Annotated in this window: 9 protein-coding genes, 1 tRNA gene and 1 pseudogene; 8 read left to right on the plus strand and 3 right to left on the minus strand. The window is 54.0% G+C overall.

The window, feature by feature from the left end:
- Positions 1-35 precede the first annotated feature (35 nt).
- Together E8D52_07165 and E8D52_07170 are read left to right on the plus strand one after the other, a co-directional pair.
- Positions 36-1,154: a DUF58 domain-containing protein gene (locus tag E8D52_07165; protein ID TKB68763.1), complete on the plus strand. Its 1,119-nt coding sequence runs from the start codon at positions 36-38 to the stop codon at positions 1,152-1,154.
- The gene (locus E8D52_07170; protein TKB68764.1) at positions 1,144-3,339 is read left to right on the plus strand and encodes a DUF3488 domain-containing protein; all 2,196 of its coding nucleotides are present in this window, start codon (positions 1,144-1,146) and stop codon (positions 3,337-3,339) included. Before E8D52_07165 ends, E8D52_07170 begins: the two co-directional genes overlap by 11 nt.
- A 95-nt stretch (positions 3,340-3,434) precedes the next feature.
- Here the strand turns inward: E8D52_07170 and E8D52_07175 are convergent.
- Positions 3,435-3,509: transfer RNA gene (locus tag E8D52_07175), tRNA-Gly, on the minus strand.
- Between the two features lie 578 nt (positions 3,510-4,087).
- Between E8D52_07175 and E8D52_07180 the strand changes: the two genes are divergently transcribed.
- The 3 genes from E8D52_07180 to E8D52_07190 all read left to right on the plus strand — a co-directional run bounded on the left by E8D52_07180 (position 4,088) and on the right by E8D52_07190 (position 9,589).
- Positions 4,088-7,525, plus strand: coding sequence for a twin-arginine translocation signal domain-containing protein (locus E8D52_07180; protein ID TKB68765.1), 3,438 nt, complete (start codon positions 4,088-4,090; stop codon positions 7,523-7,525).
- Positions 7,526-7,613: 88 nt separating this feature from the next.
- Entirely contained in the window at positions 7,614-8,903 is a 1,290-nt protein-coding gene (locus E8D52_07185) for a nitrate oxidoreductase subunit beta (protein TKB68766.1), read from the plus strand.
- A 296-nt stretch (positions 8,904-9,199) separates the two neighbouring features.
- Entirely contained in the window at positions 9,200-9,589 is a 390-nt protein-coding gene (locus E8D52_07190) for a hypothetical protein (GenBank protein ID TKB68767.1), read from the plus strand.
- 200 nt (positions 9,590-9,789) lie between these two features.
- Here E8D52_07190 and E8D52_07195 read toward each other — a convergent pair.
- Positions 9,790-10,905 (minus strand): annotated as a pseudogene (locus E8D52_07195) (ISNCY family transposase).
- A gap of 189 nt (positions 10,906-11,094) precedes the next feature.
- Between E8D52_07195 and E8D52_07200 the strand changes: the two are divergent.
- A complete protein-coding gene (locus E8D52_07200; GenBank protein ID TKB68768.1) occupies positions 11,095-11,463 on the plus strand; it encodes a hypothetical protein in 369 nt (122 codons plus the stop codon).
- A gap of 905 nt (positions 11,464-12,368) precedes the next feature.
- Here E8D52_07200 and E8D52_07205 read toward each other — a convergent pair.
- Positions 12,369-12,629, minus strand: coding sequence for a Trm112 family protein (locus E8D52_07205; protein TKB68769.1), 261 nt, complete (start codon positions 12,627-12,629; stop codon positions 12,369-12,371).
- A 131-nt stretch (positions 12,630-12,760) separates the two neighbouring features.
- On the opposite strand from E8D52_07205, the gene E8D52_07210 reads away from it, so the two are divergent.
- Both E8D52_07210 and E8D52_07215 read left to right on the plus strand, forming a co-directional pair.
- Complete coding sequence (locus tag E8D52_07210; GenBank protein TKB68770.1) at positions 12,761-13,372, plus strand: DUF502 domain-containing protein; 612 nt, start codon at positions 12,761-12,763, stop codon at positions 13,370-13,372.
- Between the two features lie 3 nt (positions 13,373-13,375).
- Positions 13,376-13,876, plus strand: a complete 501-nt coding sequence (locus E8D52_07215; protein ID TKB68771.1) for a GNAT family N-acetyltransferase — start codon at positions 13,376-13,378, stop codon at positions 13,874-13,876.
- Positions 13,877-13,889: the final 13 nt, after the last annotated feature.

Raw genomic sequence — 13,889 nt, forward strand, 5'->3', positions numbered from 1 at the left:
CCTACATCTGTGTCCCGGCGTGGAGCTGGTGGTACATGCTGCGTCAATCTCCTTCCTTTCTTCATCGAATGTTTCGCCACCGTTCGACAAGCGTGACTTCAGAGGGGGTTCAATTCCTGCTCTTTACTATGGCGATCGGTATCGCCGCCATCAATACCGGCAATAATCTGTTCTATCTTTTGCTCGCGATGATGCTGAGTCTCGTGTTGATCTCAGGAGTTGCAGCGGAATACTGCTTGCGACGGCTGGAATTCCATCGTCACCTTCCCGATCATCTCATCGTGAATGAACCAACCACCGCCACACTGGTCGTGAAGAACCGGAAGTCACAGCTCCCCAGCTTTTCATTGAAGCTGTTCGATGTCAGTGACGGCCGGAAGCTGGATCGAGGTCTGGAGATTCACCAACTCCCTCCAGGCGCCAGCCAGCTGATGTCATATCCGCTCGTCGCCACGCGGCGTGGTCGGTTGCAACTGGACGGTGTCTGTGTCGGGACGGAGTTTCCGTTCGGGCTCTTCATGAAGCACACGTTTTACCCGATCGATGAAACGGTCATTGTCTGCCCGGAACTCAAGCCGATCGACGAGCGGCTGTTCCAGGGGCTTCTCACAGTTGGAGCGGAACAGAGCATCCCGCAGCGGGGGCCTGGCAATGATTTATACAACCTGCGTTTGTATCACGCCGGGGATGACTCTCGAAGCATTCATTGGCCGACGACAGCACGGACGTCTCAATTGACGGTTCGAGAAACCGAGGCCGAAGACCAACGCCGAGCGACCATTTATCTACCGACCGTCGCTCCGGTGAGTCACGATGCCGTATTTGAACAGGCGGTGTCCATCACCGCTTCCATCATTCAGCACTTGGCACAACGCGGGTACGTGCTCCAATTGCTTGTGGGGTCGTCTCGGTCATCATTCGGTCAAGGAGACCGTCACCGCTTGGAACTTCTTCGAATGCTGGCTCTTTGCGAACGGTGCTCACCCCTTGAAGGGTCTGCCGTACTGACAGAATTGTCTGGTGACCCTTTGGAAGTCGACGAGGGGGCGGTGATTGTCGTGCAGCCATGGCGGGGACCGGGGGACATCAAGCCCGAACAGCCTGATATTTTGATTAACGGACACCTCATCGCCGGAGCATCACATGCCGTTTGATCAGGCCCTTCGGTTCGCGTCGATTTGGCTGGCGTCTACGTCTTTCATCGGGTTGACGCTCGGAGCCGGTCTTCCGGAATGGCTGGCTGCGTTAACCGGGGCCGCACTGATCCTTGCTCTCTTACGGAACGCAGGGGGCAGGTCTGTGGGGCGACTCGCCACCTATACGCTCATGTCAACCACCGGATGGAATCTTCTGGTAATCGTCGGATTTCTTGGATTCTGGGTGGATATGTTGTGGGTCTCGGGCGAACTCCTTCCGGCCGGAGTTCACTTCCTCATGATCCTCATGATCATCAAGCTGTTCAATCTCAAGCTTCGTCGTGACTATTTGCATCTCTACGCCATCAGTCTCGTCGCGATTCTGGCTTCCGGGTCTCTCACGACGGATCTGTGGTATCTCCCGATTTTCTTGCTCTATCTTGTAGTTGGCGTGTGGACGCTGTTGCTGTTTCAGCTGACGAAACATTCAGAGGAACCCCGCATCCTCACGATGTCGGTCGCTATGCGACCACAACCTCCTCTGGCATCGGTTAGCCAGGTCACGCCACAATTCTTTTGGCTGGCCAACGGGCTTGCACTGGCAACCTTTGGGCTGACGTTGGTGATCTTCTTCACGATTCCTCGGGTCGGCGCCGGGTTCTACCAAAAGGGCTTTGGGGAGAACATTCGCACGTCGGGATTCTCCGAAACGGTGAACTTAGGAGAGATTGGGCCTATCAAGCGAGATCCCAGCGTCGTCATGCGGGTTGAGCTATCCGATAGCCTCCCACAGCAAGCAGGTCGCCTGTATTTACGTGGAGTGGCCTTCGATCAATACGATGGCAAGGCCTGGATGAATCGGCTGAACTACAGGCGGGCGATGAGCGAAGACGCGGCCGGGACCTTTGTTCTTCGTAGTAGCCGATCTCTGACAACCCCCCGCCTTGGCGACACCATACGACAGAACATTCTGTTGGAGCCGCTCGACACTCCGGTTCTCTTTGCTGCTCCGTTTATCGAAAGAATCAGTGGAAAGTTCCCGGGCGTCCAGTCTGACCTCACCGGTTCGGTGTATCTCCCGTTCCCTAGTTCGTCACGGATCGAATATTCCGTCCTCTCCAGATCCAACTCGGTGCTACCGGAGGATCTCGGCGCGGAGCCCGGTGTCTACCCTGAATCGGTTATCCGACATTTCCTGCAGATTCCTAGTCAACCCGAGCGGATTGCCGTCCTAGCAAAGGAAATCACGCACACGCAGCGCACCATCTATGACAAAGCCACCGCCATCCACTCATTCCTGACGCACAACTTTCGGTATAGCCTTGATGCGCCTCTGGCAGAGCAGGACCAGCCACTGGAAGAGTTTCTCTTTACCCGCAAGACCGGGTATTGCGAACACTACGCCACCGCCATGGTGATCATGCTTCGGACGATCGGAATCCCGGCGCGTCTCGTCACGGGATTTCTCGCCACTGAGTGGAACGAATACGGCAACTACTATGTGGTCAGACAGCAAGACGCTCATGCATGGGTGGAGGTGCACCTACCGCATTCCGGGTGGATTACGATGGACCCAACTCCTCCTTCGATCGAAAGTATCGGCAGCGGGTCTCCCGCATGGCATGCGTTGGGACGAATGTTGGATACCATCAGACTTCAGTGGGGTCGATTTTTTGTGCAGTACAGCGCGGCTGATCAGCTCGCTGTTGTGCGGGAATTGAAGGCGGGGAGTACATCGGCCAGAAACAAGGCATTTGATTCTATAAGCACGCTCTTCAGCCCGTTCATGGCCATGTTTGGCGGGATGGCGGGCTATGCGTCTAAAGGAACGATACAGTCGTTGGCTGAGCTGCTTATCCCCACACTGATTGGCCTTGCCGTGCTTCTTTGGCTAGGGATCAGGCGGCCATGGGTCAAGGGGATGATCTCTAAGAAAACGACTCGCGACGAGCAGGTTATTATGCAACTCTACGGACGAATGATCGGACATCTCGCTCGGAAGGGCATTGCTAAACTCACTGCGATGCCGCCCCTTGAGTTCGTCCGCCTCACTCAGGAGCGGTGGAGCAATGCCGGTTCAGCGGTTGCGTCTATTACCGATCTTTATTGCCGAGCCCGATTCGGTCAAATCTCCCCCACCAGAGAAGAACTGTCACTCGCTGAAGACCATCTTCGCGACCTGATGACACTCGAGAAACCGTAGCAGAATCAGGAAGCGGCACTCCTTCGTACAGATCGTGAAAGCGTCCAGGAGAATAGATGTACGAAGAATCAGTGTGAAGTTAAAGATAATCTCGATGGAGCGGGAAAAGGGATTTGAACCCTCGACCCTCGCCTTGGCAAGGCGATGCTCTACCACTGAGCTATTCCCGCTCGCGAGGTTTGAGGTGTGGAGTGTACTGACCTCTCAGGGTACTGTCAAGCCAGGACTCTGTTGGATTCACAGAAAATTATCAGTTACAAATATTGGAACGTTACATATTCGTAACGAATGCAGATATTGCCAAGGTGGTTGTAACGAAACAATATGATTTAAAAAGAAATTAAAATCATAAACAGCGCAAGACGCAGCCTCTAATCACATAAATATTAAATGAAAACTGCTACTCATACTACTCATAAGCTATAAATGATCGAACCACGATATGTGTAAGTGAAAAACTTGAAACGAAATTGTTTTACATATACTTATGTGAAGTGGAATGAAGCAGTTTCTAAGCAGACAGCGTATGGCTCGAATATTGCTGAATTTTACGGTTGCAAGGAATGGTATGCGGTGATATATGCTTCACTGCTTTCTTTCAACATGCTAGTGCTGAGTATATGAGTTTCATGCGTACAACGCATAACAGAAAACAAATGAATGCTGGTTCACATACATCCAGCTGGTATGAAAACAAACAAGGAAACTGGGCTCGTTCAAGTTCATAAACGTTGAGGAGGTATCCACAATGTTCTTGTCACGTCGACAATTTTTGAAAGTCTCTGCTGGCACTGTTGCTGCCGCAGCCGTGGCGGACAAAGTCCTGGCATTGACGGCTCTCCAGCCGGTGATCGAAGTTGGCAACCCGCTGGGAGACTATCCGGATCGATCCTGGGAACGGGTCTATCATGATCAGTATCGCTACGATTCATCCTTCACATGGGTCTGCTCCCCCAATGATACGCATGCCTGTCGTGTGCGCGCCTTCGTTCGCAACGGAGTGGTCATGCGTGTGGAGCAGAATTATGACCACCAAACCTATGAAGACTTATACGGCAATCGTGGAACGTTTGCCCACAACCCACGGATGTGCCTAAAAGGGTTTACTTTCCATCGACGTGTGTATGGCCCGTATCGTTTGAAAGGGCCTTTGATGCGGAAGGGTTGGAAGCAGTGGATGGATGACGGTTCTCCCGAGCTGACTCCAGAAACCAAGCGCAAGTACAAGTTCGACAGTCGCTTCCTCGACGATATGCTTCGTGTCTCCTGGGATACGGCGTTTACCTATGCGGCGAAGGCGATGATCATCATTGCCACTCGGTACAGCGGTGAAGCTGGAGCGCGACGTCTTCGCGAGCAGGGGTATGCCCCGGAAATGATCGAGATGATGAAGGGCGCTGGTACCAGATGCTTTAAGCATCGTGCCGGAATGCCGGTCCTCGGTATTATCGGGAAGATGGGCAATACTCGGATGAACGGTGGAATCAATGCCTTGTTGGATACCTGGATCCGTAAGGTGAGTCCTGAGCAGGCACAGGGCGGTCGCTATTGGTCGAATTACACCTGGCACGGAGATCAAAATCCTTCCCAGCCGTTCTGGTCCGGCGTGCAGGGTTCGGACATTGACCTTGCAGATATGCGCTTCTCGAAGCTGAATACAAGTTGGGGGAAGAACTTCGTCGAGAACAAAATGCCGGAAGCGCACTGGAAGTTAGAGTGTATTGAGCGCGGCGCCCGTGTGGTTGTCATCACGCCAGAATACAATCCTACTGCCTACCGTGCCGATTATTGGATGCCTCTACGCCCACAGTCGGACGGTGCAATTTTCTTGGGCGCCATGAAAATCATCGTCGACGAAAACATGCATGACGTCGATTTCTTGAAGCAATTTACCGATGCTCCAATATTGGTGCGTACGGATACGTTGCAATACCTGGATCCGCGCGATGTTGTGGCGGATTACAAGTTCCCCGATTTTTCCAAGAGCTACTCTGGCCGCATCCAATCCTTGAAACCTGAGCAGGTTGAACGGCTCGGTGGAATGATGGTGTGGGACCATACGAAGAAGCAAGCCGTGCCGCTCCATCGGGAGCAAGTGGGATGGCACTATACGAACAGTGGTATCGATGCCGCGCTTACCGGCACCTATCGAGTCAAGCTGCTCAATGGCCGAGAAATTGATGCTATGCCGGTATGGCAGATGTACATGGTGCATTTCCAGGACTATGATCTGGACACAGTCCATCAGATCTGCCGCACACCGAAGGATCTCCTTGTGCGGTGGGCTCGTGACTCGGGCACCATTAAACCCGCTGCAATCCACAACGGTGAAGGTGTCTGTCACTATTTCCATATGACGGCGAACGGGCGCGCGGCTGCCATGGTGCTCATCATCACCGGCAATGTCGGCAAGTTTGGCACCGGGCAGCATACCTGGGCTGGCAACTACAAAGCGGGAGCGTGGACGGCAACGCCATGGTCGGGTGCCGGATTAGCCGTACACACGGGTGAGGATCCCTTCAATATTACGTTGGATCCGAATGCCCACGGAAAGGAAATTAAGACTAAATCATACTATTACGGCGAAGAAGTTGGTTATTGGAACCATGGGGACACGGCGTTGATCGTCAATACGCCAAAGTATGGGCGAAAGGTGTTTACCGGTAAGACCCATATGCCGACACCGAGCAAATTCCGTTGGGTAGTCAATGTCAACGTGCTGAACAATGCCAAGCACCATTACGACATGGTGCGTAACGTTGACCCGAATATCGAATGTCTGATTACGCAAGACATCGAAATGACGTCTGATGTCAATCACAACGATATCGCCTTTGCCTGTAACTCCTGGATGGAGTTCACCTATCCGGAAATGACGATTACGGTGTCCAATCCATGGGTTCAGATTTGGAAGGGCGGCATCAGGCCGCTGTACGATACCCGTAACGACTTGGATACCTTTGCGGGTGTTGCCGCCAAGCTATCGGACATGACTGGCGACAAGCGCATGAAGGACTATTTCGCCATGGTCTACGCGAACCGAGTCGACGTCTATGCCCAGCGCATGCTGGATGCATCGAGCACATTCTACGGGTATTCAGCCGACGTCATGCTGAAGTCGGAAAAAGGTTGGATGGTCATGGTCCGCACGTACCCACGGCATCCTTTCTGGGAAGAAACGAATGAGTCGAAACCGATGTGGACCCGTAGCGGACGATACGAAAACTACCGTGTCGAACCCGAGGCCATTGAGTACGGAGAAAACTTTATCTCCCATCGAGAAGGTCCGGAGGCCACACCGTATCTCCCGAATGCTATCTTCACGACGAACCCATATGTTCGGCCTGACGACTATGGCATTCCAATTACGGCACAACACCACGATGACAAAACGGTCCGGAATATCAAGTTGTCGTGGCATGAAATCATGCGTCATTCGAATCCTCTGTGGGAAAAAGGGTATCAGTTCTACTGCGTGACTCCAAAAACCCGCCACCGAGTCCACAGTCAATGGTCCGTGAACGACTGGGTACAGATCTACGAGTCCAACTTCGGTGATCCTTATCGTATGGATAAGCGGACGCCAGGGGTCGGCGAACACCAGATTCATATCAACCCTCAAGCCGCCAAAGATCGTGGGATCAACGATGGTGACTATGTGTATGTCGATGGGAACCCGGTAGACCGCCCCTACCGCGGATGGAAGCCGAGCGATCCTTACTACAAGGTGGCACGGCTGATGATTCGCGCCAAATATAACCCGGCCTATCCGTACCACGTGACCATGGCCAAGCATGCGCCATATGTTTCCACCGCGAAGTCCGTCAAGGGCCATGAGACTAGGCCGGATGGACGGGCGATCGCGATTGATACCGGATATCAATCTAATTTCCGGTACGGTGCCCAACAGTCGTTTACCAGGAATTGGTTGATGCCCATGCACCAGACCGATTCGTTGCCGGGCAAACACGCGATTGCCTGGAAATTCAAATGGGGGTATCAAGTCGATCACCATGCGATCAATACGGTGCCCAAGGAATGTCTCATCCGCATCACTAAGGCCGAAGACGGCGGAATCGGCGCCCGTGGTCCGTGGGAACCAGTTCGGACCGGGTTCACGCCAGGTCAAGAGAACGAGTTCATGATCAAATGGCTCAAGGGCGAACATATTAAGATTAAGGTGTAAACCAGGACGCACGATAGAGCGTGTGAGGCTCAACCGTGAATGTGCAGGGCCTCATGCGGAGAACGTCGAACATAGAACGGAGGACGCAATGCCTGAAGTCTATAATTGGCAGCTGGGACGTAAGATGTTGTATCCCTACGAGGAACGACATCCGAAGTGGCAGTTTGCCTTTGTCTTCAACATCAATAGGTGTTTGGCCTGTCAGACCTGCAGCATGGCCGATAAGTCGACCTGGCTCTTCTCGAAAGGCCAGGAATATATGTGGTGGAACAACGTGGAAACCAAGCCGTATGGCGGGTATCCACAGTTCTATGACGTGAAAATCACGCAGCTGATTGAGCAGGTCAATCCGGGTGGCCAAGTCTGGAACGTCCGCGTGGGGCGGAAACATCATGCCCCCTACGGCGTCTTTGAAGGGATGACCATTTTCGATGCGGGAGCCAAAGTGGGCCAGGCCGCCATCGGCTATATTCCAACGGACCAGGAATGGCGCTTCGTCAATATCTATGAAGACACTGCCACTTCAATGCGCGCCTTAGTCGAAGGCATTGACAAGACCGGCTTCTCGCGGGATGAACCCTGGAAAATGACCGGGAGCAGCCTCCCGGAACACGAGACCTTCTTCTTCTATCTCCAGCGTATTTGTAATCATTGCACCTATCCCGGCTGCTTGGCGGCCTGCCCTCGGAAGGCGATTTACAAGCGGCCAGAGGATGGCATCGTCCTCATCGATCAGAACCGGTGCCGGGGTTACAAGAAGTGTGTCGAGCAATGCCCCTATAAGAAGCCCATGTATCGGGGGACGACCCGCGTCAGTGAGAAGTGTATTGCTTGTTATCCGCGTATCGAAGGGAAAGACCCTCTGACAGGCGGCGAGCCGATGGAGACGCGCTGTATGGCAGCTTGTGTCGGAAAGATTCGCATGCAGAGCTTGATGAGGATCGGAGAGGACGGGCTGTGGGCGGAAGATCGGTGGCATCCGCTGTACTATGCGATCCGGGTGGAGCAAGTGGCGTTGCCGTTGTATCCGCAATGGGGAACTGAGCCCAATGGGTTCTATATCCCACCGCGGCATTCCCCACGGGGCTATGCCCGGCAGATGTTTGGTCCCGGCGTGGACAATGCCATTGAAAAATACTTGGTCCCCAGCCGCGAACTGTTGGCAGTGCTCCAGCTTTGGCGAGCCAGTCAGCAGATTGTGTTCCGCTACGATGTCATCCCTGGGCCAAAAGTATTTGAAACCCAGATCCACGGGAAGCGGTTCGAGATGTACAACGACACCGTCTTGGGCTTCAATAAGTCGGGGAAGGAAGTGGCCAGGATTCAGGTCGAAGAGCCGATCTATATCCGGCCAGCTGAGCGCGTAACCTGGCTATGATCTGACACAGTCACTGTGTTCGAATGGGGGGCGGAGTCCTTCTTGGGCTCCGCCCCTGCTTGGTTCAGAGCGGCAGCGTTCCAGCATTTATCTGGACAATCACTTCGTGATAATTTTTCAAGCACATCCGTGTATCGACATTTTCCAGGCACCTCTTCACTCATGTCACCGTCCTGGCCAGTGACCAGCCCAACACCTACATACGGCTCTCAACAAAACTAGAGCCAAACTATCTCCCTCTATCAGTCTTTTGGCTCACCTGCACTGCTTCTTCTGCACGCTTGACGAGACAGACTGTGTCCAGTACAGTTTTGGAGTATGGTGTCTTTGCTATTGTATTGGGGAGTACTCCCGGCGTGACATCACATCAGCAGCAAGCAGTTCCCTTTGCTGCCCAGTCCATTCCATTTGATGAGTTTCTCGCTTCCGGTAAACTCCCAGATGGCTATCTGAATAGCGAATATGTCGCTCAACAGTTCGTTGAGCGCCTTGTTCATTATATCCTCAGTGTTCCAGCCGGCAGTTATTCCATGTCTCAGCTGAGCCAACTTCTGGAGCAGCTTGATCCACGCACACAGGTCTTTTTCTTCAAACGGTTGAAAGAAACCAGCCCGGACTGCTTAAAGGATTTTGCATCTCTCTACTATGGCTTCATGAATGAGTTCCACTCGCTCCTCTTCACCTAAACCTCAACAAAAAATCCCCCTGTAGATAGCAAGTTAAGTTGTCCGGTGTATGGAGCACATGATCTGTCCGGGTTTTTCTCTCGATCATTTCAGCCCGAGGCCAAAATTTCTTTCCTCACAGGTGGCCTAGGAGCCACGATCGGTCCGTCGCCCGATCTCTGGATCGGCCCGCGACGGCGGGGCGGGGCGCCTTCGGACTCGATCACCCGCCCATCCGGCTGATACCGCACCAAGCATCGCGGGCCATGAAACACCGCCAAGGTGCTGTCGGGATACTCGTGGACCCGTATGGTGACCTTCACGTAATGGAAGCGGTGGCGATCTGGCGGGATCTGCAGATGCCGGCCCTGATACCGCACCGTATTGTCCTTGGCGACGACGCGGTTCTCCTGCACGCAGAGGATCTCGGCGAGGGACGTTCCGACCCACGGGATGAAGGCAGTGCCGGGTTCCGCCGCCGCTACCGCAAAGCGTCGGTTGTAGGCCGGAAGCAATTGCTCGGCGAGATACCGGTTGGCCGCTGCCATCGTGGTGATCTCGGCCAGGGCCAGCTCTTTGGACAACCGATCTTGGAGGGTGCGGAAGACGCGCTCCGATCGGCCGCGGGCTTCCGGCGAGTACGCGGGAATGCGCGTGATGCCCAGTTGCTGTAAGGCCCGATGCACCTGCGTCAGCCGGGTCTTGTCCACCTTGCCTCCGGCCTCCTCCGTCACCCAATAATGCGAGCCGCGATCGGTATAGAGGGAACTGAAGAGGCCCTGTGTCTCAATGACCTCTCGCAGCCCCTGGAAGCTGCTCATGGTCCCTTCCTCCTCCACGAAGAAGGCCGAATAGAGGTCACTCGTGGCATCATCCATCGTCACAATGAGATCCCACTGACAGCCGGGCACCCATTCATGGGTCGAGCCGTCTTGGTGCAGCATCATGCCCGGCAACGGTTTGCGGGGACGCTTCTTCCGATGCGCCCCGCGTCGAGGCGCGCGGACCACATGTCCAGCGATCTGCAGCCGGTTCTTGGTCCACGTGTAGGACCGCTGCCCCCCATGCTCCGCCTGCCAGCGCTCGTAGAAGTGTTTCACCCTCCAGCCTGTGTACTGGCTCTCATACAGCGTCACCATCTGGAGGGCCTCATCGACGGGGACCGCCCGGGCCGACGCTCGGCCCAGCCGACGATCCTCCAGCCCCTCAATGCCCTCCGCTTCATAGCGGGTGCTCCACCGCCGAAACGTGCGTTCCGTCACGCCCAGCATCTCCGCTGCCTCCGCCATCGTCAGATCTCGCCGCTGTCGTCGCGCATACAACTCCTCAAATCGCATCTGTCGCACCTCCTGTAGGACGGTTGCCCGTGTCATGGTGGCCCTCCTTGAGGGCGCACCCTAAACCGGACACTTCACGTGCTACAAAACCCGGACAGATGATGTGCTAGCTACACAAACAAAAAATACTCCTTGTCGGCACTCCAATCTCATGTATAATTGCAGCTCATCCAAAGGAGAAGGAGTATTATGCTTCCATCGTTACAAAGGGCCGTCACCAGCTTCTACAATTTGATTTACGAAGCCCAGGCGTTTGCCACCGCAATGGCACGAATCGATACTGCGGAGCAGGAGCATTACGCCGGACGTATTGAAGGCCTTAATTGGGTCCTCGACCGCTGTCAGGAACTAGAAGACATGGACACCAACCTGACGCCAACGTCCCTCCAGCGTATCCTGGGGGAAGTCAAATCAGATTTGGAACATGAGCTATCCGTCCAGCGAAGAGAAAAAGGACGGCGTGCCGATGGACGGGAGGAAGCTCTCAATTTCGTTGCGGATTATCTTTCAAGCCTCATCACAGCAACCGAAATCGAGTCTGCTAAAACCACCGTCTAACAGGGTCTTTTCAAGCAACAGGGGGCCTGCCTCTCCTCACGCGGCAGAGGCACGCCCCCCCTTCTCCGCCAATCTCTCGGCCTCAGAAGAGTTACTCACCATCCACGAGATTGCTGTATTGTCCCATGAGACAGGACCACGCTAGCCTACCGTTTTGTCTGACCAGGAGCACACTCATTCAGTCTAATTTCAACTCGCAGGTGCGAGCGCACGTCCTTAAGCGGTAACTCTTCAAGCTACAGTCCGCGAGTTCTTGGATCGATCGTCTCAGCCGAGGATGGCTTTTATTAGCCAAGCGGGCAGATCATCAGTATGATCCAGATCGAAAAGTAGTAACCCTTGACCAAGACTTCTCATTCTCACTAAGATAACACTATGTTTCCACCTTCTCGCAAGCCAGGCAGCCAGTGGATTCCTGGCCCTCATCGCACCCCCAGAAGCAGGCCACGTCCCTCTGCAGACACTCCACAAGAGCAATTCGGCTCACTCAATGCCTCTCTATTGTTCTGCCCTCGGTGCCGTGTGGCTACTCCGACAAGAGAACGACTTCTTCTCGTTCTGCCAACCGGCAATCTGTATGAATATCTCTGCAGCCACTGCGGAACCTCTACGGGGTCGAAGACAGACAATCCCGCCAAGACCCCTCAGATCGTCGCTCCCTAGCCCTTTCACACATCAACGGTTGCAGAATCTCGTCCAGCCTACTCGTATGGGCAACGAAGATCGTGATCTGAAATCCATACACCTGACGATGCTGATCGCACAGAAGTCTAAGCGCCTGAAGGTAGAAAGCCAAAAAACGGTATGTCTGAGGACCTACAGAAGAGATGGACGGCGGTCAAAGACAGCAACCCAGACCCAATATGCCAATGCGAGAAGGAGAGAGAAATAACGGAGCGCCTGGGTCAATCAATTTGGTCAAGTGGAATGCCTTCCTCAATCAGCATCACCGGAATGTGGTCGCGGATGGGGTAGAGAATCTTCCGATCAGAGCGAATCAAACCACCGTCAAGCTCGCCAGACACGGGGCGCTTCCCTGCATTCTTCAATTCGCCGCGCGCAATTGTAGCATTGAGTTTCTGAATGAGAGACTCTTCGGCCAGACTCACTGCTTGTTTCGTTTCCGGGCAACAGAGGATTGCCAAGAGTTCTTTATCAATACTCATGACCGTCAACCTCCCGCTGTGTGATGGAAGGTAGAATAATCGATAGCCACATCAAGCGCAAGCTGCCAGAACGAACTCCTCATCCTCTGGCATATCTGCTACACTGAGCGGACCTTCCTCAAGGAAATGTCGTGATGATCAAAGCCTTCTCGAAGACATGCATGGCGGGCCTCATCGTGCTGGTCCCCGCCTGGGCAACGTTCTTGATTCTCAGGACACTTTTTACGACACTCGACAGCTTGGTTGGACAGTACATATCAGATCCTCTCCCCGGCCTCGGACTGCTCCTCTTGATCGTCCTTCTTATTGTTGTCGGTCTCATCGCTGATCATGTCATCGGGCAAGGCTTGCTGGCGCGGCTTGAACAACGCATTGAAAAGATCCCTCTGGTACAGAGCATCTATCTGACATTAAAGGGAATGACCGACGTACTGAATTTTCGCTCTCGCTTCGGGCGCAGCAAAGTGGTTGCCTTTCCGTTTCCGCGCGACGGCTGTTGGGCGTTGGGATTTGTGATGGGCACGGCGCCTCCAGCCGTTCAAGTCGAGCCTGCCCACACCCTCTTCATGGTTTTCGTTCCCACCGCGATTCATCCCTTTACCGGCTTCCTGGCCTTCATCCCGGAACATGCACTACGGGCGATCAATCTTCCGGTCGAAGACGCGATGAAAATGGAGTTTTCCGCTGGGTTCTATAGACCACCAAACGGCTGGCTCGACGCGTCACCATCGCGTCTCACATGATCTATGGCGAGTGAGAGCATCCAGATCAGACCGGCGACCAGGGACGATACAGACACCATCGTCGAGTTCAATAGGGCGATGGCACTCGAAACAGAGAATCGCCGGCTCGATCTCCCAACATTGCGCCAGGGCATTCGAGCATTCTTAGAAAGCCCTGGCTATGGATCGTATATCGTGGCTGAACTTTCAGAAGACAAGAGCCGCAAGCCGATCGGCCAACTGATGATGACGTACGAATGGAGTGACTGGCGAAACGGGGTCTTTTGGTGGATTCAGAGCGTCTATGTCGCTCCAGAACGGCGTGGCAGGGGGGTATTTCGAGCTATGTACAAGCATATCTTGGCCAAGGCGAAAACCGATCCAAAAGTCTGCGGGATTAGGCTGTACGTGGAGCGAGAGAACCGCAGCGCTCAAACCGTGTATCAGCGTGTGGGGCTCGCGCCGTCCGTCTACACGGTATTCGAACAGGATTTCATTCTGGGGCCTGAGGCGATCCAGAAATAGACAAGGAGTTCAC

Origin of the sequence: Nitrospira sp. (genome assembly GCA_005116745.1) — a bacterium.
Taxonomy (GTDB): Bacteria; Nitrospirota; Nitrospiria; order Nitrospirales; family Nitrospiraceae; genus Nitrospira_D.

What these genes read in the sequence shown, in the direction of transcription:
- E8D52_07165 (TKB68763.1), top strand. Translation starts at nt 36, where the DNA reads ATGCTGCGTCAATCTCCTTCCTTTCTTCATCGAATGTTTCGCCACCGT.
- E8D52_07170 (TKB68764.1), top strand. Translation starts at nt 1,144, where the DNA reads ATGCCGTTTGATCAGGCCCTTCGGTTCGCGTCGATTTGGCTGGCGTCT.
- E8D52_07180 (TKB68765.1), top strand. Translation starts at nt 4,088, where the DNA reads ATGTTCTTGTCACGTCGACAATTTTTGAAAGTCTCTGCTGGCACTGTT.
- E8D52_07185 (TKB68766.1), top strand. Translation starts at nt 7,614, where the DNA reads ATGCCTGAAGTCTATAATTGGCAGCTGGGACGTAAGATGTTGTATCCC.
- E8D52_07200 (TKB68768.1), top strand. Translation starts at nt 11,095, where the DNA reads ATGCTTCCATCGTTACAAAGGGCCGTCACCAGCTTCTACAATTTGATT.
- E8D52_07205 (TKB68769.1), bottom strand. Translation starts at nt 12,629, where the DNA reads ATGAGTATTGATAAAGAACTCTTGGCAATCCTCTGTTGCCCGGAAACG.
- E8D52_07215 (TKB68771.1), top strand. Translation starts at nt 13,376, where the DNA reads ATGGCGAGTGAGAGCATCCAGATCAGACCGGCGACCAGGGACGATACA.